The organism is Streptomyces sp. NPDC041135 (assembly GCF_055592085.1).
Window position 1 is genome coordinate 139,094 of sequence record NZ_JBVIYZ010000009.1, and the last position, 22,145, is coordinate 161,238.

The 22,145-nt window shown below is 72.5% G+C and carries 17 protein-coding genes and 1 tRNA gene; 7 read left to right on the forward strand and 11 right to left on the reverse strand.

Annotated elements, in window-relative coordinates; genetic code table 11:
- Positions 1–260: 260 nt before the first annotated feature.
- The 5 genes from ACZ6CZ_RS22055 to ACZ6CZ_RS22075 are packed head-to-tail and all read left to right on the forward strand — an operon-like array spanning position 261 to position 6,807.
- Positions 261–1,574: an ABC transporter substrate-binding protein gene (locus tag ACZ6CZ_RS22055; protein WP_469023702.1), complete on the forward strand. Its 1,314-nt coding sequence runs from the start codon at positions 261–263 to the stop codon at positions 1,572–1,574.
- Positions 1,571–2,551 carry a carbohydrate ABC transporter permease gene (locus tag ACZ6CZ_RS22060; protein ID WP_469023705.1) on the forward strand — a complete coding sequence of 327 codons (981 nt, stop codon included), beginning with the start codon at positions 1,571–1,573 and terminating at the stop codon, positions 2,549–2,551. The genes ACZ6CZ_RS22055 and ACZ6CZ_RS22060 overlap by 4 nt, the downstream gene beginning before the upstream one ends.
- On the forward strand, positions 2,548–3,444 hold the full coding sequence (locus tag ACZ6CZ_RS22065) for a carbohydrate ABC transporter permease (protein WP_469023707.1): 897 nt from the start codon (positions 2,548–2,550) through the stop codon (positions 3,442–3,444). The genes ACZ6CZ_RS22060 and ACZ6CZ_RS22065 overlap by 4 nt, the downstream gene beginning before the upstream one ends.
- A 25-nt stretch (positions 3,445–3,469) precedes the next feature.
- Positions 3,470–4,783: a glycoside hydrolase family 36 protein gene (locus ACZ6CZ_RS22070; RefSeq protein ID WP_469023709.1), complete on the forward strand. Its 1,314-nt coding sequence runs from the start codon at positions 3,470–3,472 to the stop codon at positions 4,781–4,783.
- Positions 4,780–6,807, forward strand: a complete 2,028-nt coding sequence (locus ACZ6CZ_RS22075; protein WP_469023712.1) for a beta-galactosidase — start codon at positions 4,780–4,782, stop codon at positions 6,805–6,807. The genes ACZ6CZ_RS22070 and ACZ6CZ_RS22075 overlap by 4 nt, the downstream gene beginning before the upstream one ends.
- 22 nt (positions 6,808–6,829) lie before the next feature.
- Here ACZ6CZ_RS22075 and ACZ6CZ_RS22080 read toward each other — a convergent pair whose 3' ends face one another.
- From ACZ6CZ_RS22080 to ACZ6CZ_RS22115, 8 genes are all read right to left on the reverse strand, one after another.
- On the reverse strand, positions 6,830–7,816 hold the full coding sequence (locus tag ACZ6CZ_RS22080) for an aldo/keto reductase (RefSeq protein ID WP_469023715.1): 987 nt from the start codon (positions 7,814–7,816) through the stop codon (positions 6,830–6,832).
- 61 nt (positions 7,817–7,877) lie between these two features.
- Entirely contained in the window at positions 7,878–9,845 is a 1,968-nt protein-coding gene (locus ACZ6CZ_RS22085) for an ArnT family glycosyltransferase (RefSeq protein ID WP_469023717.1), read from the reverse strand.
- Between the two features lie 56 nt (positions 9,846–9,901).
- The gene (locus ACZ6CZ_RS22090; RefSeq protein WP_469023719.1) at positions 9,902–10,987 is read right to left on the reverse strand and encodes an NlpC/P60 family protein; all 1,086 of its coding nucleotides are present in this window, start codon (positions 10,985–10,987) and stop codon (positions 9,902–9,904) included.
- Between the two features lie 44 nt (positions 10,988–11,031).
- On the reverse strand, positions 11,032–11,514 hold the full coding sequence (locus ACZ6CZ_RS22095) for a poly-gamma-glutamate biosynthesis protein PgsC/CapC (RefSeq protein ID WP_469023722.1): 483 nt from the start codon (positions 11,512–11,514) through the stop codon (positions 11,032–11,034).
- Positions 11,511–13,046, reverse strand: coding sequence for a poly-gamma-glutamate synthase PgsB (gene pgsB / locus ACZ6CZ_RS22100; protein WP_469023725.1), 1,536 nt, complete (start codon positions 13,044–13,046; stop codon positions 11,511–11,513). The genes ACZ6CZ_RS22095 and pgsB overlap by 4 nt, the downstream gene beginning before the upstream one ends.
- Before the next feature lie 15 nt (positions 13,047–13,061).
- Positions 13,062–15,314 (reverse strand): HAMP domain-containing protein, encoded by a 2,253-nt coding sequence (locus ACZ6CZ_RS22105; RefSeq protein ID WP_469023727.1) that lies wholly within the window; start codon positions 15,312–15,314, stop codon positions 13,062–13,064.
- A gap of 250 nt (positions 15,315–15,564) precedes the next feature.
- The gene (locus ACZ6CZ_RS22110) at positions 15,565–16,908 is read right to left on the reverse strand and encodes an alpha/beta hydrolase family protein (RefSeq protein WP_469023730.1); all 1,344 of its coding nucleotides are present in this window, start codon (positions 16,906–16,908) and stop codon (positions 15,565–15,567) included.
- Between the two features lie 313 nt (positions 16,909–17,221).
- Positions 17,222–17,295: transfer RNA gene (locus ACZ6CZ_RS22115), tRNA-Pro, on the reverse strand.
- Between the two features lie 105 nt (positions 17,296–17,400).
- Here ACZ6CZ_RS22115 and ACZ6CZ_RS22120 point away from each other — a divergent pair.
- Positions 17,401–17,922, forward strand: coding sequence for a DUF309 domain-containing protein (locus tag ACZ6CZ_RS22120; protein WP_469023733.1), 522 nt, complete (start codon positions 17,401–17,403; stop codon positions 17,920–17,922).
- Positions 17,923–18,014: 92 nt separating this feature from the next.
- Positions 18,015–18,788 carry a precorrin-6A synthase (deacetylating) gene (cobF, locus tag ACZ6CZ_RS22125; protein WP_469023736.1) on the forward strand — a complete coding sequence of 258 codons (774 nt, stop codon included), beginning with the start codon at positions 18,015–18,017 and terminating at the stop codon, positions 18,786–18,788.
- A 19-nt stretch (positions 18,789–18,807) separates the two neighbouring features.
- Here the strand turns inward: cobF and ACZ6CZ_RS22130 are convergent, their stop codons facing one another.
- From ACZ6CZ_RS22130 to ACZ6CZ_RS22140, 3 genes are all read right to left on the reverse strand, one after another.
- Positions 18,808–19,554 carry a cobalt-precorrin-6A reductase gene (locus ACZ6CZ_RS22130; RefSeq protein ID WP_469023739.1) on the reverse strand — a complete coding sequence of 249 codons (747 nt, stop codon included), beginning with the start codon at positions 19,552–19,554 and terminating at the stop codon, positions 18,808–18,810.
- A gap of 101 nt (positions 19,555–19,655) precedes the next feature.
- Positions 19,656–20,438 carry a sulfite exporter TauE/SafE family protein gene (locus tag ACZ6CZ_RS22135; RefSeq protein WP_469023741.1) on the reverse strand — a complete coding sequence of 261 codons (783 nt, stop codon included), beginning with the start codon at positions 20,436–20,438 and terminating at the stop codon, positions 19,656–19,658.
- A gap of 108 nt (positions 20,439–20,546) precedes the next feature.
- Positions 20,547–22,055 (reverse strand): long-chain-fatty-acid--CoA ligase, encoded by a 1,509-nt coding sequence (locus ACZ6CZ_RS22140; RefSeq protein WP_469023744.1) that lies wholly within the window; start codon positions 22,053–22,055, stop codon positions 20,547–20,549.
- Between the last annotated feature and the right edge of the window lie 90 nt (positions 22,056–22,145).

A 22,145-nucleotide genomic window follows, 5' to 3' on the forward strand; every position in this document is an offset into this window, starting at 1 on the left:
CACGACGGGTCACTCCCCGTCACCCTCTCCAACGCCCGCCGGACTCCGGCGGTTCCCGTTCGTCGAAGGGGCAGGTGGCCGGGTCGATTACGTTTCGGACAAGAGACCGGCACCCGTTGCACGAGGTATTGACGCATGACCGGGACGTCGCTGTCATTACGCCCACGATGTTCGGTCGAGTTGGTTTCTGATCGGTTTCGAGACCTTTCGGAATACCGGCTCATCCCCTTGACCGAGCCCTGTTTTCCTCAGGAGCCGCCATGCGCCACTCCCCCTCCGGTCTCGCCCTCCCGGGCCCCAGCCGCCGTTCGCTGCTGCGCGGCGCCGGCGGCGCCGCCGTCCTGGCGGGTGCCGGGATACCCCTGCTGTCCGGCTGCGGCGGCAGCGGTTCGGCGTCCGACCCGAAGACCGTCACCCTGGGCTCCAACGCGTCCGACGCCGTACCCAAGAAGGCGTTCGCCGAGATCTACGCGTCCTTCAGGAAGACGTCCGGCATCACGGTCGACGTGAACACCAAGGACCACAACACCTTCCAGGAGCAGATCAACTCCTACCTCCAGGGCACGCCGGACGACGTGTTCAACTGGTTCGCGGGATACCGCATGCAGTTCTTCGCGGCGAAGAAGCTCGCCACGCCGATCGACGACGTCTGGCAGAAGATCGGCGGCAACTTCCCCGAGGCGATGCGGAAACTCAGCAAGGGCGAGGACGGCAAGTTCTACTTCCTGCCGCTGTACACCTACCCGTGGGCGGTGTTCTACCGCAAAAGCGTCTTCGAGCAGCACGGCTACGAGGTTCCCACCACCTGGGACCAACTGGTGGCGCTGTGCAAGCGGATGAAGAAGGACAACCTGGTCCCGATCGCCTTCGGCGACAAGGACGCCTGGCCGGCGATGGGCACCTTCGACCAGATCAACTTCCGGCTCAACGGCTACGACTTCCACGTCCAGCTCATGGCCGGCAAGGCCTCGTGGACCGACGCCAAGGTCAAGGCCGTCTTCGACCACTGGAGCGAGCTGCTGCCCTACCACCAGGACGGCGCCATGGGCCGCACCTGGCAGGACGCCGCGCAGACCCTGGTGGCCAAGAAGGCGGGCATGTACCTCCTGGGCAGCTTCGTGGGGCAGCAGTTCACCGACAAGGCCGACCTGGACGACCTCGACTTCTTCCCGTTCCCGGAGATCAACTCCGCCTACGGCCAGGACACCGTGGAGGCGCCGACCGACGGCTTCATGGTCAGCAAGGCCCCGAAGAACCACGCGGGCGTGGTGAAGCTGCTGGAGTACCTGGGCACGCCGGAGGCCGAGCAGATCTACCTCAAGGCCGACTCCAGCGTGGTGGCCGCCTCCGGGAAGGCCGACACCTCGTCGTACACGGCGCTGCAGAAGAAGGCGTACGCGATGATCAGCGGGGCCAAGAGCCTCACCCAGTTCATGGACCGCGACAGCCGGCCGGACTTCACCTCCACGGTGATGCAGCCCGCCCTGCAGAAGTTCGTCCAGAACCCCAAGGGCGTGGACGGCCTGCTGGCGTCGATCGAGCGCCAGAAGAAGACGATCTTCGCCTCCGCATGAGCACCGACACGACCACCACGCCCCCGGAGGCGGTCACCGTGCCGCCCCCGGGCGCCGCACCCGGGAAGAGGCGGGTCGTCCAGGGCCACCGGCGCCTGCTGACCCGCCGCGACCGGATCACGCTCGGCCTCATGGCGGGCGTGCCCACGGCCCTGCACGTCGTCCTGGTCTGGGTCACCGCCCTGGCCTCCGTCGCCCTCGCCTTCACGACCTGGGACGGCATCGGGTTCGACTCGATCCGCTGGGTGGGCCTGGACAACTTCCGCCAGCTGTTCAGCGACAACCCGCAGTTCTGGCCCGCCGTCCAGCACAACGTGATCTGGTTCGTCGTACTGATCCTGGTCCCGACGCCGTTCGGGCTGTTCCTCGCCCTCCAGCTGGACAAGCGCATCCGGTTCAGCCGGGTCTACCAGACCGCGTTCTTCCTGCCGGTCGTCATCTCGATGGCGTGCATCGGATTCGTCTGGCAGCTGGTGTACAACCCGGACACGGGCCTGATCAACAGCATCATCGGCGCCAACGAGCCCGGCCACTACATCGACTGGATCGGCGATCCCGACCTGAACCTGTGGGCGGTCCTGGTCGCCGCGTCCTGGCGGCACACCGGCTACATGATGATCCTGTACCTGGCCGGTCTGAAGAGCGTCGACCCGTCACTGCGCGAGGCGGCCGCGCTGGACGGCGCCGACGAGTGGCAGACCTTCCGCGGCGTGATCTTCCCGACGCTGCGGCCCACCAACACCGTCGTCCTGGTCGTCACCATCATCGAGGCCCTGCGCGCCTTCGACCTGGTCTTCGTCTTCAACAAGGGCGCCCAGGGCACGGAGTTGCTGTCGATCCTGGTGACCAACAACATCATCGGCGAGTCCAGCCGCATCGGCTACGGATCGGCGATCGCCGTCGTCCTGCTGGTGATCTCCCTCGTGGTGATCATCCCGTATCTGGTGGCCACCTTCCGGAAGGAGCGGCGATCGTGAGCGCCCCCACCGCCGCGGCCGGCGCGCTCAGGCGGCGCACCCCGGTCCGCCCCGCCCGCGTCCTGCTGCACGTCTTCCTCGCCGGTACGGCACTGGCCTGGCTCGCCCCGCTGCTGTGGGCCGTCTTCTCGGCCCTGCGCCCGTACAGCGAGACCAGCACCAAGGGGTACGTGTCCTGGCCGGACAGACTCAGTCCGGACAACTTCACCAACGCCTTCACGCAGTCGGACATGGCGCACTACTTCGGCAACACGCTGCTCATCGCCGTGCCGGCCGTGCTGCTGACGCTGTTGCTGTCGTCGATGGTCGCCTTCTACGTCAGCCGCTTCGACTTCCGCGTCAACCTGTTCCTGCTGCTGGTGTTCACGGCCGGCAACCTGCTCCCGCAGCAGGTCATCATCACCCCGCTGTACCGGATGTACCTGCTCACCGACCTGCCCGGCATCACGGTCAGCGGCAAGCTGTACGACTCCGCGCTCGGCCTGGTCCTCATCCACATCGCGTTCCAGTCCGGTTTCTGCGCGTTCGTACTGAGCAACTACATGCGGTCGCTGCCGCACGAACTGACCGAGGCCGCGCTCGTCGACGGCGCCTCGGTGTGGCGGCTGTACTGGCAGATCACGCTGCCGCTGTGCAAGCCGGCGATGGCGGCGCTGGCCACCCTGCTGTCCATCTGGATCTACAACGACTTCTTCTGGGCCCTGGTGCTCATCTCGACCGGCGAGAACATGCCGATCACCTCCGCCCTGAACAACCTCTCCGGCCAGTACTTCACCGACCCCAACCTGGTCGCCGCGGGCGCCCTGCTCACCGCCGTACCCACACTCGTCGTCTACTTCGTGCTCCAGCGCCAGTTCGTCAGCGGTCTGACCCTGGGCTCCGCCAAGGGCTGATCCGGCTCAGTCGAAAGAGAACCCCGTGCAGAATCCCTTCACCCCCGTGGCCTCGGTGCCCGTGGACCCGCGCACCGCCCGGGTCCACGAGGAGGGCTGGCAGTCGTGGAGCCCCAGCGGCGCCTACGCCCTCGACGCGGCCCCCCACCGCCCGGTGAACGACAACTGGGCCACCGTCTGCTACCGCCCCGGCCGCGCCGTGCCCGCCGGCACCTTCCAGGGCGAGGGCCTGCTGGCGCTCGACCCCGGGGACGGCTCCCCGGCCCGGCTGTGGGCCGCCGCCGACCCCCTCCACCACGTTCCGTCCGTCCGGCTGACCGTCACGGACGGCCACGCCGAGGTCAGCGCCGACGGCCCGGTGGAGGAGTGGACCGCCACCGGCATCGGCCCGGCGCTGGCGAGCTGGGCCGACGCCCGCGCACTGCCCGCCCCGCGCCCGGCGCCGACGGTCTGGTGCTCCTGGTACGAGTACTTCACGGCCGTCACCGAGGACGACATCCACGAGAACCTGCGCGCGATGCACGCCCTCGGCCTGCCCGTGGACGTCGTCCAGATCGACGACGGCCACCAGAGCGCCCTCGGCGACTGGCTCACCCTCTCCGGCCGGTTCCGCTCCCGCGCCGGCCTCGCCGACGCCGTCCGGTCCCGCGGCCGCCGCGCCGGCATCTGGACGGCGCCCTTCCTGGTCGCCCCGGACAGCGCGACCGCCGCCGCCCACCCCGACTGGCTGGTCCGCGACGCCGGCGGCGCCCCCGTGCACGCGGGCCACAACTGGAACACGGACCTGTACGTCCTGGACACCACCCACCCCGGGGCGGCGGAGTACCTGACGCGGGTCTTCACGACCCTGCGCGCCGAGGGCTACGACTACTTCAAGACCGACTTCCTCTACGCGGGCGCCCTGGACGGCGTACGCCACGAGGACACCGACGCCCTCACCGCCTACCGCGCCGGGATCACACTGATCCGCGAGGCGATCGGGGCCGACGCCTATCTGCTGGGCTGCGGCGCGCCCCTCCTGCCCTCCATCGGCCTGTTCGACGCGATGCGGGTCAGCCCCGACACCGCGCCGCACCGCCGCCCCGAGGCCGGCGACTACAGCCAGCCCGGCCAGGACGCGGCCGAGTTCACCGGCGCCGCCCGGCAGTGGCAGCACGGCCGGCTGTGGATCAACGACCCGGACTGCCTGATGGCCCGCCCGGCCGTCGAGACCCGGGAGCGCTGGGCCGCCCACGTGGAGGCCACCGGCGGCCTGGTCGCCTCCAGCGACCGCCTGCTCTCGCTCGACGCCTGGGGCGTGGACACGACCCGCCGGCTGCTGACGGGAGCCGCCCGGTGAAGCCCGCCCTGAGCCTGCCCGGCCTCGCCTACGGCGGCGACTACAACCCCGAGCAGTGGCCGGAGGAGGTGTGGGAGGAGGACATGCGCCTGATGCGCGAGGCCGGGGTGAACCTGGTCAGCGTCGGCATCTTCTCCTGGGCCCTGCTGGAACCCGCCGAGGGCCGCTACGACTTCACCCACCTGGACAAGGTCCTCGGGCTGCTGCACGACAACGGCATCGCCGCCGGCCTCGCCACCCCGACGGCCGCCCCGCCCGCCTGGTTCTTCCGCGCCCACCCCGAGGCCCTCCCCGCCGACCGCGACGGCCGCACCCTGTCCTTCGGCAGCCGCCAGACGTTCTGCCCGTCCAGCCCCGCCTACCGCGAGGCCGCGCTGCGGATCACGGGCGCGCTGGCCGAGCGGTACGCGAGCCACCCGGCGGTCGCCCTGTGGCACGTGCACAACGAGTACGGCTGCCACAACGCCGCCTGCTACTGCGACACCAGCGCGGCCGCGTTCCGCCGCTGGCTGCGCACCCGGTACGGCGACGACCTCGGCGCGCTCAACCACGCCTGGGGCACCGCCTTCTGGAGCCAGCGGTACGGCGACTGGGAGGAGATCCCGCCGCCCCGCGCCACCGGTGCCGTGCCCAACCCGACGCACCAGCTGGACTGGCGGCGCTTCTGCTCGGACGCGCTGCTGTCGCTGTGCACGGCGGAACGCGACGTGCTGCGCCGGGCGGCACCCCGGATCCCGGCCACCACCAACTTCATGGTGCTGCCCGTCTTCGACGCGCTGGACTACTGGCGCTGGGCGCCGGAGCTGGACGTCGTCTCCAACGACCACTACCTGATGTCGACCGACCCGGAGCCGGAGATCGACCTAGCGCTCAGCGGCGACCTGACCCGCTCGCTCGCGGGCGGGCCGTGGCTGCTGATGGAGCACTCCACCGGCGCGGTGAACTGGCAGCCCGTCAACCGGGCGAAGTCCCCCGGCCAGTTGCGCCGCAACGCGCTCGCCCACGTGGCGCGCGGCGCGGACGGCGTCGCCTTCTTCCAGTGGCGGGCGGCCAGGGCGGGCGCCGAGCAGTGGCACTCGGCGATGCTGCCGCACGCCGGGACCGACAGCCGGATCTGGCAGGACGTGGTGCGGCTGGGCGCCGACCTGAAGGCGCTGGCTCAGGTGCGGGGCAGCTTTGGCACGGCCGAGGTGGCCGTCGTCTGGGACTGGCCCGCCCGCTGGGCGCTGGAGCTGCCCTCCCAGCCGAACGGCGAGCTGCGCCACCAGGACCTCGTCCGCGCCTGGTACGAGCCGCTGTGGCGGGCCTCGGTGGCCGTGGACTTCGTCCGCCCCGGCGCGGACCTCACGGCGTACAAGGCCGTCCTGGTGCCCAGCCTGTACCTGGTGGACGACGCCGGCGCGGCGAACCTCGCCGCCTACGCGGAACACGGCGGCACCCTGGTGGTCGGCTTCCACAGCGGGGCGGTGGACGACCACTGCCATGTCCGGCTGGGCGGTTACCCGGGCGCGTTCCGCGAGGTGCTGGGCGTGCGCTCGGACGAGCCGTTCCCGCTGCTGCCCGGCGAACGGGTCGGCCTGACCGGCGAGGTGCCGCGGGGCGCCACCGGCACCCTGTGGTCGGAGCGGCTGCGCCTGGCGGGCGCCGAGGAGATCGCGTCGTACACGGACGGCCCCCTCGCCGGTGTCCCCGCGGTGACCCGCCGCGCGTACGGCACCGGCGCCGCCTGGTACCTGGCCACGCTGCCCGACCCGGCCACCCTGCGGGCGCTGCTGGACCGGGTCCGCGCCGAGGCGGGTGCGGAGCCGGTGCGCGACGCGCCGCCGGGTGTCGAGGTGGTCCGCCGGCGCGGCCCGGACGCCGACTACGTGTTCCTGATCGACCACGGCGGCCGGGGCGCCGAGCTGCCGGTGGCGCCCGGCGCCACGGAACTGCTCACCGGCCGGCCGGCGACCGCCACGGTCACCGTGGCGCCCGGTGACGTCGCCGTGGTGCGGGAGCCCCACCGGGGTGCCCGGGGCTGACGCCCGGCGCCGCGTGCTCCGCTCAGTGCGCGGCGTCCAGGCGGGCCCGCTGGTCCCCGGTCAGCTCCAGGTCGACGGCGGCCAGGTTCTCCTCCAGCTGGGCCACCGAGGAGGCGCCCGCCAGCGGGATCACGGGCAGCTCCCCGCCGATCTGCCAGGCCAGCACCACCTGGTTGACGCTCGCCCCCGTCTCCCGGGCCACCTCGCGCAGCACCGCGAGCCGGGCCCGGGTGCCGGGGTGGTCGTAGTCGGGCGGCAGGGGCTTGTCGTCGCGGGTGTAGGCGCCGGCGAGGAGCGGCGAGTAGGCCACCAGGGTCAGCCCGGGCTCCGCCCGCAGATAGCTGAGCAGCTGGGCGTCGGCGCCGCCGAGGCTGCCGTCCGGGAACAGCCCGCTCGGCAGGTCCGTGCGGGGGCGCAGATGGCTGTGCTGGTACTGCAGCACCTCGTAGCCGGGCAGCCCCGCCGCCGCGGCCAGGGCGCGGGCGCGCTCCACCCGCCAGACGGCGTGGTTGCTGACGCCCAGCAGCCCCACGGTGCCCTCGGCGACGAGGGCGGCGAACCCCTCCACCGTCTCGCCGAGCGGGACGGTGCGGTCCTCTATGTGGGCGTACAACAGGTCGAGCCGCTCCACCCCGAGCCGCTCCCGGCTGCGCTCGGCGGCCTCCCGGATCACCTTCGCCGACAGCCCCTCCGGACGGTCGACGAAGCCGGCGCCCGGGACGAGCGGCCGGGCACCGAGCTTGGTGGCGATCACCACCTCGTTCCCGATGCCCCGGCTGCGCCGCCAGCGCCCGAGCAGTTCCTCGCTCTGCCCGCCCTGGCCGCCGTCCTCCCAGAACGCGTAGTTGTCCGACGTGTCGATGAAGTTCCCGCCCGCCTCCACATAGCGGTCGAGCACGGCGAAAGAGGTGCGCTCATCGGTACGGGACCCCATCAGCATCGCCCCGAGCGCGAGCACGCTCACCTCGCGGCGGGTGGCGGGGTCGGAGCCGATCGTGCGGTACTTCATGGTCATCCTCCCGGTTCACGGCTGGTGTTCCGGGAGTCTTCAGCTTGAAGCGCACTTCAGGTCAAGGCCGGTGCGGGGGGTTGCCGCAGTCGTAGAGGGCGAAGCTGCCGTCGGCGTGGCGCAGGTAGGCGGTGGGCCGGACGTGGGCGCAGTGCGACGTCACCCAGGTGGTGGCGGGAGTGGTGGGGCGCTGGGTGGTGAGCAGCGCATAGCGCACCTGGTGGGTGGCGACGAGGCTGCCGAGCTGCTGGGCGGTGGGGAAGGGCGTGCCGCCCGTGAAGCCGCCCATGACGAGCATGGGCTCGGACGTCGCGCGCAGCAACGGCTCGGCCGTGTAGGCGGCCTGGGTCGCGAGCAGGTACTTCTCGCCGCGGCGGTGCGTGGTGAGGTAGTCGAGCAGGGCGGTGTCGCGGGCGCTGGGCCGGCCGAGCCCTCTCCTGCGCGGAGCGTGGCGGGGATGCTCGTAGTACGACTTGCCGACCGGACCGGCCATCGGCGAGGTGGCGGCGCCCGCGTAGAGCGGGTCGAGGCCGGAGACGGCCCAGCCGGCCGGTACGACCAGGGTGGCCGCGATTCCGGCGGCGAGGGCGGCGTGCGTCATCCGCGGGGAGGTGCGCGGACCGCGGCTCCACAGGCCCACCACGCCGAGCAGCGCGAGCATCACGGCGACCGGCAGCAGCCATGAGACGAATCGGGTGGGCCAGTCGAGCACCAGCGCCCACACCGCCGTCAGGACGATCCCCGCCGGGAGCGCCAGGTGCCGCCGGCCGCCCGCCTCGTGCGGCACGTCCGGCTCCGCTTCGCCATCGGCCGCCGGCTGCGGCTCGTGCTTCGCCTCGTACTCCGCTCGGAAGATCGCGAGCCCGCCGCCGGTCAGCGCGGCGAGCGCGGGGGCGATGACGGCCGTGTAGTAGGCGTGGTTGCCGTTGGAGGCGCCGAACACGAGGGCGTGCACGGCCAGCCAGCCACCCCACAGCACGAAGCCCTGGCGCAGCGGGTCGGTTCGCGGTTGCCCGGCGCGCCAGACGAGGCCCAGGACCGCGGCGAGCACGGCGAGCGGCAGGAACCAGCCGACCTGGGGGCCGACGGTGTGGTTGATCAGCATGTCCCAGCCCGTGTTGCCGGTGGTGCGGCTGGCGGCGGTGCCCGCGACGGCGCCGAAGGCGGTGGAGTCGCTGCTGAAACGGCTCAGGCCGTTGTAGCCGAAGACCAGGGCGAACGGATCGTTGTCGGACGTTCCGTCGAGGTACGGGCGGCTCGCGGCCGGTGTCGCCCAGGCGATCAGCACCCAGGAGCAGGAGACCGCGAGGGCGACCGCACCGGCCAGCAGGACGCGCAGGGCCCGGTTCGACCGGGTTCCGGGCCCGGCGAGTTGGTAGACCGCGGCGAAGACCGGCAGCACCAGCCACGCCTGCAGCATCTTCGTCTGGAAGGCGAGCCCGACCCAGATCCCGCAGGTGATCAGGGGCAGCAGCCGCTCGGTGCGCACCGCCTTCTGCAGCGCTCCGGCGGCCGCCACCAGCAGCAGGGTGAGCGCGGTGTCCGGGATGGTGGCACGGTTGAGCGCCACGGTGACTGGGGTGAGGGTGAGCGTCAGCGCGGCGATCAGCGCGGCGAACGGACCGGCCCAGGCCCGTACGATCCGGTGCAGCAGCCATACGGTGAGCACGCCTTCGACGACCTGCGGAAGCGCCGCTGCCCAGGTGTGCGGGCCGAAGAGCCAGACGGAGACGGCGTCGGGCCAGAAGGCGCCGGGCAGCTTGTCGATGCTGATCGAACCGCTCGCGTCGAGCCCGCCGAAGAAGAAGGCCCGCCAGCTGCCGGCCATCGACCGTATCGCCGCACCGTAGAAGGGGTGGAGTGCGGCGTGCCCGATCCCCCAGGAGTACAGCACCGTGGCGAGGACCAGCACCGCGGCGAGCGCCGGACGTTCCCAGCGCGGGGCGTCGTCCGGCAGGCCGGAGCGGCGGCCGGGCTGCCGGCGGCCTCGGTGTGCTCCGGTGGGCCGGGTGGCGGGGATGGCGGTCATGACAGTGGTCCTCGTATCGGCAGGTCAGGTGAGGCGGCGGGATCGGGGCCGCGGGATCACAGGCGGCGGGCCGCCCGGAAGCCGCGGGCGTAGAAGTCGGTGCCGTCCAGCAGGGCGTGCCCCGACATGTCGCCCATGGTCGGGCCGTTGGCGGCGGAGCGGCTGGAGTAGAAGCGGTGCCTGCCCTGGTCGTCGAGGCCCATGTACATGCCGCAGTGGTCGATGAAGTCCGGCCGGCCCTTGATGATGGCGAAGAAGACCAGGTCCCCGGGTTGCAGGACGCTCAGGTCGGTGGCCTGCCGCGTGCCCGTGTGCGGGATCACCGGACGGCCGGGACCGTCGGCGGCGATGGCGAACGCGCGGCGCGGCAGGCCGGCGCCCTTGGTGTTGGTGTTGTGCAGGGGAATGCCCATCCGGTAGCCCCACACCAGTCGCTGGAAACCGGAGCAGTCGACGTCGCCGTAGCGGGCCTTCTCCGGCTGCACGCGCGTGCCGTCCGGGAAGGTCCAGGGCAGGCCCAGGTAGTCGTAGAAGTCGGACTGTTCGTCGTGGTAGGCGAAGTCCAGCGGGTTGCCGACCGCGGTGTTGCGCGGGCCGAAATGGGCGGTGCCCGCGTAGCGCACGCCGGCGGCGTTGTGCTTGTCGGGCGCCCCGGCGCTGCTGTACTGGAACGCCACCGCGAAGACGTCCGGGCTGGTGTCACCCAGCGCCTTGTGGAACCAGCTCTTGAACGAGGCGGACTTCTCCATGCCCCGCCGCCACGCGTGCGGCAGCAGCCGCACCCAGGCGTCCGTGGTCACCTTGGCCTCGGTGGTCCGCGGCTCGCTGAAGCTGCGGGTGGGCCCGGTGAGTACGGCCGTACGTGTTCCGTCGGTGAACGTGGCGAGCGTGCCGCCGTCGGCGGCACGGACCACGGTGCGGGCGGGGGCGGACAGCCGCTCGAAGGTGAGGGCGCCGGTGGCCCGGGCGCTCGGGCCGGTGCCCGCCGCGCCGGCGGCCGCACCACCGTGGTCGTCGCCGCCCTGCCGGTGGTGGTCCCAGGCGTATCCGCCCGCCGCCCCGGCGGCCGCGACGCCCGCGATCGTTGCGAGCACGGCGCGGCGAGTGGGTCCGCCGCGTCTGCCGACGGGGTTGGAGTGCATGGCCGATCCTCCTGCGAGTGTGAGGTGAGAGAGGAGTGGGCAGGTCAGCCGGTGGGCAGCGCGCCCATCAACAGGCCGGAGACCAGCACCACGTACGTGGCCAGCGTCACCGCCGTGGTCGAGATGACCGTGGCCGCCATGGGCTGCCGGACCATCTGGTAGGAGACCAGTCCGGGGACGATGAAGCCAAGGGTCTGTGACGTGTACAGCAGCGGGAACTCGTGGCTGAGGGCGAGCATCACGGTGGTCTGTATCACCACCGCGCACAGCACCACGGCGGCGAACAGCCGCTTGCCGTAGAGAATCACCGTGCGCTGCAGCAGCTTCGTCATGAAATACGTGGCCGCCGCCACAGCGACCATCAGCCCGGCCATCCGCACGTCGGTGACGAGTGTGAGGGCGATCCAGCCCGGGGTGATCATTCCCCCGGGGGAGAGGTTGGTGGTCAGGTAACAGACGAGCGAGAAGACCAGCCCGAGGGCGATCCCGAGTGCGGCGGTCTGTGCGTTGAGCTCGGCGGGGATCACGGGTTCCTCGTGGACTGGGGCGGATCGTAGGAGTGGTGCCGGTTGGAGGAGCGGTGCGGGTCGTCGGGGTGATGCGGGTCGTGCGGGTGGTGCGGGTCGCGGGGGTGGTGCGAGTCCTCTTCGGTGCCCTGGTCGCCGGACCGGCCGTGGCGGGCGGCGAACCGGCGGGCCAGGTCGCGTTGTTCGGGGATGCGCAGGGCGTACGTCGGTGTCTCCAGCGGTGCCACCCAGCTGTACGGCTCCGGCTCGGGCGGCCGGGCCACCGAGACCCGCGGCCGGGGCAGGGCGATCTGCACGGTCTCCTGGTCCAGGCCGTCGCCGTCGGGAACGGCGTCGAACGGGTTCTCGGAGTCGTCCAGCGGCAGCTCGGCGAGGCATTCCAGGAACAGTTCGCCCTGACCGTGGATGTTGCCGATCGCCACCAGCGAGGAGGACGGGCCGAGTTCCGCGAGCATCGCCGCGGTCAGCTCCTCGGGATCCCGGCGGTCACCGCCGAGATCCACCACTCGCCCGGTGAAGCCTTCCGGAATCGCATCGCGGCTGCTCTTGGTCGGATGGCCGATCAGGAACACCGTCTCGGCGGCGAGGTCGGGAACGATGGCGCCCATCTGGCCGTTGCGCTCCACCCGGTCCGGGCGGCAGTTGATGACCACACTGATCGGTCGCCTGATCGCGCCCAGATCCTCCAGCTGCTTCACGTTCATCAGCGTCGACTCGGGATCGTTGGCCGCGAAGACATTGGCGAACCGCAGCTTCTTGCCCTCGGGGGTGACGTAGCGCTCCACCGACAGCACGCCCGGGTCGGGCGGCGCGTCCCACATGCCCTGCATCGCGGTCTGCCGCTCCACGCCGAGCAGTTCGGCGACGGCGAGTGCGATCGCCACGTTCTCCTTGAAGGTGAACCAGCTGAAACCGCGCAGTTCGGCGTCGGTCACCGACTCCGGATCGACCGAGATCAGACGGCAGTTCCGCTTGTCGGCCTCCTCCTGGAGGATGTGCAGCCGGTCCTTCTCCGCCGTCACGCACACCCCACCCACCGGCATCGAGCGGGAGAGCGAGCGGGCGACGTCGTCCAGCGTGGGCCCCATCTCCTCCAGATGGTCCTCACGGACATTGCAGAGCACACCGATCGTGGAACGGATCAGCTTCTCCTGATTGGTCTCCTGAAGCGCCGGCATCACCGCCATGCACTCGATGACCAGCGCGTCCGGCCGGTAGGTCGCCGCCCGCCGTACGATGCCGATCTGCTCGACGATGTTGGAGATGCCGAACTTGCGGTACACCGGTTCCTCGGTGGCATCCGGATGGATGAACCGGGCGGCGGTGCCGGTCGTCTTGGCCACCGTGACCAGACCGCCCCCGCGCAGCGCGCCCGCGCACAGCCGGGTGATCGAACTCTTGCCGCGGATGCCGTTGACCAGCACCCGCGTCGGTATCTGCTCCAGCGAGGCGAAGTGCCGCCGCTGCTCCAGGATTCCGGCGATCCACAGCCCGGCGCAGCACAGCAGGACGATGACATAGAGGAAGAGCAAGTCGATTCCGTCCTTCTACCGCTGGAGGGTGTTCTCGCGCAGGGGCCGGGACGACCCGGCGGCGGGGCCGGATCTGGCCGCCCGGTCGCGTTCCGCCAGCGCCTGGCGGATCAGCTCCAGGCTGCGGGTGACGGAGCCGATCTCGTCGTGGTTGACCGGATGCAACACGGTGCGGCGGTCTCCGCCGGCGAGCCGCTCGACGAGTACGGCGACCGCGCGCAGCGGCCGGATCACCACGACATGGAGCCAGCCCAGACAGGCCGCGCCCATGGCGAGGCCCAGGATGCCGCCGAGCATGGTGCGCTGCTCGGCCTGCATCGCGGGGAGCTGGAGCGCTGCCGCGGGCTCCGCGGTCACCACGTGCCAGCCGAGGCGGGCCGTGGGACCGCTCTGTGCCAGCGGCGCGGCGGCGTCGACCGAGGGGCCGGAGGAGGTGAGGTGCACCGCCGAGGTGGCGGTGCCCGCGGTCCCCGGGGCGCTCTGGGTGGCGCGGGCGAGACGGGTCAGGCCGGAGTCGGGCAGCGACTGGAAGGCGAGGTAGCCCACGCTTGACGCCAGCACCCTCTCCTCGCCGTCCGTCACCCAGACGCTGCCCAGCTTCGGCCTGGGCAGGACGGAGTTGAGCGCCTTCACGTCGATCTCGCCGAACAGGACCACCCCGGCGGCCCCGGCCTTGCCCTTGACGGCCCGGACCTGGGCGTAGGCGGCGATCGCCGGGATCCGGCCGGAGGTGTTGACGGTGGTGATCCCGCCGCCGACGGGCACGTGGACACGGGTGCGCAGCGGGGTACCGCCCACCCTCAGCGTGATGCCGCCGGAGCGGTCCAGGAGATACAGCGAGCGGTACTGCCTGTGGTCGGCGAGGGAGCGCCGCAGGGCCTCGGTCTGGGCGGCCCGGCTCTGGCCCGGCAGGCTTGCGGCCACGGCCCCCAGATCGGTGTACGACTGGTCGAGGGACTGCCGGAGCCGGTTCGCCGCGATCTCGGTGCGTGCCTGCTGGTCGGCGAGGACCGGAGCCGGAACCGCGGTCGCGGCGTCCGCCCGGTTCAGCAGAAAGATCATCGGCAGCGCCCAGCAGCTCACCACGACCATGCCGACCACGGCCAGCGCCCGGTAGCCCGGTCCGCGCCGGGCCGGGGACTCCTGCGGACCGGTCTCGCCGAGCAGTTGCCGGCGCAGTGTGTCCAGTGCCCGCCCGATCCGGGCCAGTTCCCCGAAGCCGTGCACCGGAACGGGCCGGGACAGCTCCGCCCACGCGGTCGGCCCGTCCCCGGTCGCGCCCCGGGCCAGGCGGCCGGCGGACAGATACAGCCGCAGCAGGGGCCGCTGCACGGAGAAGTACAGCGCCAGCCCGAGCAGCAGCGCGACTGCGGCCAGCGCTCCGGCGGCCTTGAGCGCGAAGCCCGAGTAGTCGACCGTGGTGGTCGTGGCGGGCACCGCGCGGGAGGTCAGTACCACCAGACCCAGGTCGCCGGTGTCGCCCGTACCGGTCGCCGAGGCGACCTGGGCCCAGCCGGCCACGGTGCGCCGACTGCCGGTGGTGTCGCCCAGCAGGCTTCCGGAGGCGTCGGTGCCGGCCCCGGACCCCTGCGCCGCGCGGACCGCCGCCGCGGACAGGCGGCGGTGGGCGGCTGCCGACGACGCCTTGCCATGGACCGCGGTGGCGAGTGCCGTGCCGCCGGCGTCCAGCACCTCGACGGTGCGTCCGTCGCCGTACGCGGCGAGGGACGGGAGCGCCTCGGAGACCACCAGCAGCCACTGCCGCTCGGGCCGGTCCGGGGCCTGGTACTGGTCCTGGTCGGGGTCCTCCTGCCGTGCGGGCAGCGTGATCCCGGCGAAGTACAGCAGGTGCCGGGCACCGCCCGACGTCACCAGCCGGGGCGGGACCGCCCGTGCCCCGGACGCCGTCCTGGCGGCGTCCACCCCGGCCAGTGGCACCGCCCCGCCGCCGGTCGCCAGCAGTCGGCCGGTGCGCCGGTCGAGCAGCGCGCCGCCGAGGAACGCCTTCCGCCCGGAGGTCAGCCCCTTGAGCGTGGTGGCAGGTGTCGAGGCGCCCGTCGCCGGGTACCCGCTCGCGGTACGGCGGACCGTGCTCGCCTCGCTGTCGATCGCGGTGCGCAGGGACTGCGCGCTGTCCGCGGCGATCTGCTGCTCCTCGTCCAGCACGGCCTGCGGGAGACCCGCGGTGTGGAGACCGCCGAGACCGATCACGGTCAGGGCGGCGACCACCAGGAGGAGTACGACGAGTGAGGCTGTCGGCGGGCGCACCCCGCCGAGCATCGGCATATCGGCGCGGCGGCGAATGCGGTGTCGGCGCGGCGCCCGGGGTGCGGAGGGCAGGGGGAGATCCTTCCTCAATTGGCGTCGAGCGCCCGAATGTTCGATAGAGCGAACATTCTAGCGCTCGCCTGCCGCGTGGCCGTCACCCTCCCGCTCCATGTGACGTACGTGTTAATTCGAATACGTCGGGAACACCGGGCGCCGGTGACACACGCCACCCCGGCACGCGGCCACCCCGTCAGGGGACGAAGGAGATCTCCGGATACCTGTCGGAGGGTCCGTCGAGCAGGGTGCTGTGCTTGTGCCGCACCGTCTGGTCGAAGAAGGCGGCAAGGTACACGCGCTGGACCTGGACCGCCCGGGCCGGGTCGATCGTGCCGTACCGCTCCTGCAACTGAGCCTGGGAGAGCCCGAGCAGGCCCGCCTCCTGCGGGACCATCCACTCCTGGTCGCTGAACGACAGGTGCGCCGCGCCATGGAGCTTGATGTCGACCCGGTACCCCTTCAGATGCGACCACAGCGTGCGCCACGACCCGTCGTTGTTGCGGTTGTGGGTGCCCGAGCTGAAGAGCATGAAGGGCCGGTCCAGATCCTTGCTCGGCGCCGTCCCGAAGAACTGGCCGTCCAGGTTGGCGCCGGCGTCGATCCGCTTGTCGAGTTGCATGGCGGTGTCCACCGCCGCGCCGCCCAGCGACCAGCCGAACATCCCGATACGGGACGTGTCCACCGACTGCGCCAGCCCGGAGGGCAGCGTCGCGTGGCCGGCGTCCGGGTTGCCGCCACTGCTGATCTTGCCGAGCTGGTTGATGACGAACTTGATGTCGGCCGCGCGCACTTTGAGCGTGTCGGAGGAGTGGGTGCCCGCCGGCATCCTGTTGACCTCGAGCCGCTTGCCGGGGAACTGCACCTCGTTGGCGTCGTGGGTGTGGTCGACGGTGACGACGAGGTAGCCGCGGCTGGCGAGATCCTGGGCGAGCGCGGTGCCCATCGCGCGGTCCGAGTGCAGCCCGGTCGAGTACAGCAGGACGGGCAGCTTGCCGAGCGAGGTCTTCACCGGGGCGAGGACATGGCCCGCGGTCCTCGGCAGGGTCACCTGCTGCGGCGACAGCCCGCGCGAGGCGAGGAAGTGGGCACCGGAGATCGACGGCATCCACGGCGCCTGATAGTGCCCGGAGGTGGCGGTGGCCGGATACCACAGCGTCACCATCACCTCGCGCTTGCCGCCCACGTACGGATCCGTACGGGACGAGTCGACGAGGTGCAGGCCCACCATGCCCACGCTGTTCGGCCCGGTCGGCGCGGGCATCTTCAGCTCCAGCGGCGACGCGGCCGCGCGGCCGGACATGAGCGCCTCAGGGCGTACGGACTTCGTGGGCAGCGGCGCCTCGTCGTTGTCCGGCGCCCAGTTCGTGTCCGGGTCGGGCTCGTCGGGCGAGAGGCCGGTGGCCGTAGGCGTGGCCGACGTCTTCCCGGCGGCCATCGCCGGCGTCATCCCGACCGACAGCGCCACGGCCAGCGCACCCGCCGAACCGACCGCTCTGGCGATGGCCCTGTGACGGGGCTGCGGGCGGCGGTGTTTCATGGAACCCCCTTGTTGGTCAGCGATCGGGGAACGCGCGATCGACTGCCGCATACCGTATCGCTGCGGCGACGGGCCGGCGCACGCTCCCGGGATGCTGCCGGGGTGACCTCACGTACGGCACGGGCGCATTGCGGTACCTCGGGCTGATCTGCCGCGATGGCGTGGGCCTCCTGCTGCCGGCGATACCGCGTACCGCCGGCCCCGGGCGAGGGCACTGGTCCCCGCCTCGGCCGGGAGGGACCGGTTCCCGGACATGACCAAGGGCCGGTTCCGGACACCTCCGAAACCGGCCCTGATCTGCGACCGTCTCCTGTCGGGACGACAGGATTTGAACCTGCGACCCCTTGACCCCCAGTCAAGTGCGCTACCAAGCTGCGCCACGTCCCGATGCGCTCACCCGCGGTGACCCGCGTGATCGCGACGCACAGCACTGTACCCCACGCGCCGGGTGGCGCCGAAGGGGGCCGGGGAGCGGGGGGCACAATCGGTCGTATGGGAGACGTGGGCTCAGGAGCAGGGCGGCCGGCCGGGGCGCGGGACCGGGACGCCGACGGTCGGGCGCGCAGCGCACGGCCGCGGGACGGGCTGGGGCGGCCGCTGCCCTACGGCGCGCCGGGCGTCGAGCGGCAGCCCGAGGGGGTCGTGCGCGATCCGGTGCGCAGCGTCGCCGAGGCTCAGGAACTGCTCGACTCGGGCAAGCCCTTCCACGCGCACGAGGTCTTCGAGGACGCCTGGAAGTCGGGCCCCGAGTCGGAGCGGGCGCTGTGGCGGGGCCTGGCCCAGCTGGCGGTGGGGCTCACCCACGCGGCCCGCGGGAACGTCACCGGCGGGGCCCGGCTGCTGCGGCGCGGGGCCGGCGCGGTCGAGGAGTGGGCCGCGGAGCGGGACGAGCCGCGGCCACACGGCATGGACCTGCCCGGACTGGCCGCGTGGGGACGGGAGCTGGCCGCGCGTGTGGAGCGGGGCGGCGATCCCGTCGACGCCCGCGCGGAGGCGCCCCGGCTGCGCGGCTGACCGGCGCCCCGGACCGCCCGCCGCGGCCGCCGCGCGGCGGGGGGCGCCGAGGCGGTGGAGGGGCCGTCGGTGGCATGGGGCAGACTCGGGGCGTGCGAACCATTCATGTCATCGGTATCGGCGCGGGCGACCCCGAGCAGCTGACCCTCCAGGCGGTCCGGGCGCTGCGGGACACGGACGTGTTCTTCCTGCTCGACAAGGGCGAGGTGAAGGGCGACCTCACGCGGCTGCGCCAGGACATGCTGGAGACGCACGTGCCGCACGGGTCGTACCGGGTGGTGCGGGCCCGTGACCCGGAGCGCGACCGGCGCGCCGGCGGCGCCGCCTACTCGCCGGCCGTCGAGGACTGGCGCAGCGCCCGCGCCGACATCTACGAGCGGCTGATCGCCGAGGAACTGGGCGAGCAGGAGCGTGGCGCGTTCCTGGTGTGGGGCGATCCGTCGCTCTACGACAGCACGCTGGGCATCCTTCAGGAGGTGCTGGCCCGGGGCGCGGTGGCGTTCGAGTACGACGTCGTGCCCGGCATCAGCAGTGTCTCCTCGCTCGTCGCCCGGCACCGCACGGGGCTGAACCGGGTGGCCCGGCCGGTGCAGATCACCACCGGGCGGCGGCTCGCCGAGGGGTTCCCGGACGGCGTGGACGACGTGGTGGTGATGCTCGACGCGCACCAGGCCTTCCGCCGGTACGCCGACGAGGACGTCGACATCTACTGGGGCGCCTATCTGGGCACTCCGGACGAGATACTCGTCTCCGGCCCGGTCGCCGAGGCCGGTCCGCGCATCGAGCGGCTGCGCGCCGAGGCCCGCGAGCGCAAGGGCTGGATCATGGACACGTATCTGCTGCGCCGGCACCCCGACCGGGGCTGACGGCGCCCGTCCGGGCCGGTCACGGGACGGCGAGCCCCAGCCGGTCGAGCACGCCGGCCGTGTCGGGCACCGCGCTGACCCCCTCGGGCAGCGCGGGCCGCCGTACGACCACCACGGGCAGGCCCAGCGCGCGGGCGGCGGTCAGCTTGGCCGCCGTGGCCTCTCCCCCGCTGTCCTTCGTCACCAGCACCTCGATGCGCCGGGACCGCAGCAGCCGCGTCTCGTCCTCGACGGTGAACGGGCCCCGGGCGAGCAGGACTTCGGTGTCGGGGGGCAGCGGCGGCCCGGGCGGCTCCACCGACCGCGCGACGAAGTGCAGGCCGGTGAGGTGGGCGAAGGACGCCAGGCCCAGGCGCCCGGTGGTGAGCAGCACCCGGCGGCCGAGTCCGGGCAGCGCCTCGGCGGCGGCGTCGAGCGAGGCGACCGGGTGCCAGCGGTCGCCGGGTCCGGGCCGCCAGCCCGGGCGGCGCAGGACCACCGCGGGCAGGCCGGTGGCCGCGGCCGCGCGGGCCGCGTTGGCGGTGATCGACGTGGCGAAGGGGTGGGTGGCGTCCACGACGGCGTCCACCGCGTGGGCGCGCAGCCAGTCGGCGAGTCCCTCGGCGCCGCCGAACCCGCCGGTGCGCACCTCGCCGGACAGTGCTCCCGGCCGGGTCACGCGGCCCGCCAGCGAGGTGGTCACCCGGAGGCCGGGACGCGCGGCGAGGTCGGCGGCGAGCCGGCGTGCCTCGGTGGTACCGCCGAGGATCAGGACGTGCGGGGACATGAGGTGCAGCCTAGAGCTGTCGCGGCGGGGCGGGGGTGGGACCCAGGTCGGTCGGGTCGGGTCGGGTCGGGGTTCCGCGTTACGGGCTACGGGTTACGGGTTCAGTGCACGAGCAGTTGCAGGCCGCCCAGGATCGTCGCCGCGATCACGAGTTGCTCGAACAGACGCTGGTTGATCCTGTTCACAGCCCATTTGCCGAACAGCGCGCCGGGCACGACGAACAGGGCGAGCGCGGCGTCAAGGAGCAGCGAGCGGCCGTCGATGAGGCCGAGGCCCGCGCTGAACGGCACCTTGCACACGTTCACGATCAGGAAGAAGAACGCGGACGTGCCCAGGAAGCCGAGCTTGCGGAAGCCCGCCGACAGCAGGTACAGCGACATCACCGGTCCGCCCGCGTTGGCGACCATCGTGGTGAACCCGCCGAGGACGCCGTAGGAGCGGGCCTTCGCCCGGCCGGTCCGGCCGGTTTCCGCGTCCGGGGCGCCACCGGCGTCCTCCGGCGTGGCGCCGCGCCGGCGCCACAGCGTGACCCCGGCCATCAGCAGCAGGATCGCGCCGATCGAGGTGCGTACGACACCGTCGTCGGCCCACACCAGGAAGAGCGTGCCGATCACCACGCCGGCCGCCACCGCGGGCAACAGCCGCCACAGGGTGGGCCAGTGGGCGTGCCGCCGGTAGGTGACGACCGCGAGCACGTCGCCGACGATCAGGATCGGCAGCAGGACGCCGGTGGAGGCGCGGGCGGGCAGGACGGCCGCGAAGACGGCGAGGCTGACCGTGTTGGCCCCGCTCACCGCGGTCTTGGAGAAGCCGACGAGCAGCGCCGCGCAGGCGAGCGCGGCGAACCCCCAGCCGGATATGTGCCACAGCGTCATCGTGTTCATGCGGAGATCGATGGTAGGCGCGGGCGTCCGATCCGTGCGCACCGTCTCGGTGGCTGGTCGGCACGGCCGGAACGCGGCGCCGCCTCCCCGGAGTTCCCGCGTCCCCGGTTACTCCGTGTACCGCGTCCGCAGTTCCCGCTTGAGCACCTTCATGCTCGGCCCCAGCGGCAGCGCGTCCGTGACCTCCACGCGCCGCGGGTACTTGTGCCGTCCGAGGTGCTGCTTGGACCACTCGGTGATCTCCGCGCCGTCGGGCGCGGCGCCCGGGGCCGGGACGACCACGGCGCAGACCTCCTCGCCGTGCAGTTCGTCGGGGATGCCGATGACGGCGACCTGGGCGACGCCGGGGTGGCGCATCAGCACCTCCTCGACCTCCCTCGGGTAGACGTTGTAGCCGCCGCGGATGATGACGTCCTTCTTGCGGTCGACGATCCGCAGGAAGCCGTCGTCGTCCTTGGTGCCGAGGTCACCGGTGCGGAACCAGCCGTCGACCATGGCCTCGGCGGTGGCCTCCGGGCGGCCGAGGTAGCCGGAGAAGACGTTGTGGCCGCGGATGACGACCTCGCCCAGCTCGCCCGGGGGCAGCAGTTCGATGCGCCCCTCGACCTCGGCGCGGGCGATCTCCACGTCGATGCCCCACAGGGGGTGACCGATGCTGCCGGCCCGGGTGCCGAAGACCGGCTGGTTGACGGTCGCCGTCGGGGAGGTCTCCGACAGCCCGTAGCCCTCGTAGATCGTCGCGCCGAACGCCTCCTCGAAGCGCTCCAGCACGGCCACCGGCAGCGAGGCGCCGCCCGAGACGCACACGCGCAGGTCGGGCAGCGCGTCGGCGCCGGCGGCGGCCGCCGCCAGGGACACGAACATCGTCGGCACCCCGTGGAAGGTGTTCACGCCCTCCCGCACCATCAGCTCGATCGCGCGGGCGGCGTCGAAGCGGGGCAGCAGGACCAGGGTCGCGCCCGCCCGCCAGGTCGAGTTCAGCGACACCGTCTGGCCGAAGGCGTGGAACAGCGGCAGCGCGCCGAGCGCGACGTCGTCGGCCCGGATGTCGTTGGCGTCGAAGGCGTTGACGGTCGCGTTCATCACCAGGTTGAAGTGGCTGAGCACGGCGCCCTTGGGCACGCCGGTCGTCCCGCTGGTGTAGAAGATCACCGCCGGGTCGTCGGCGGCGCGGCTGAGGTACGACGGCAGCGGCTCGGCGTCGGCCGCGAGCTTGTCGAACTCGGCGCCCAGGGTGAGGCACCGGACGCCGGTGGCCTGCGCGGCGGCCGCCCCGGTGTGCGCCTGCGCCGGGTGGACCAGCAGCAGCGTCGCCCCGCTGTCGGTCAGGACGTGCTCGACCTCCGGCGCCGACAGCAGCAGGTGGACGGGGACGACGACGCCGCCCGCTGCGGCGACGGCGTAGTACGCCACCGGGAACTCGGCCGTGTTCGGCGCCATCAGGGCGACCCGGTCGCCCGGCCGTACGCCCAGGCCGACGAGTGCGCCCGCCTGCGCCAGCGCCCGGCGCCAGACCTCGGTGAAGGTCAGCCGCAGGTCGCCCTCGACGAGGGCGGTCCGGTCCGGGCGGCGCCGGGCGTTCTCGGCGAGGATCGCGGCCAGGGAGAGGGTTGCCATGCCAGTGTCGCTCCGTTTTCTCGCGGCTCGTGTTGCGGGCGCGGGCGGGCCGCGGCTGCCGGGCCCGGCATCCGCCGGGGACCGTCCCGC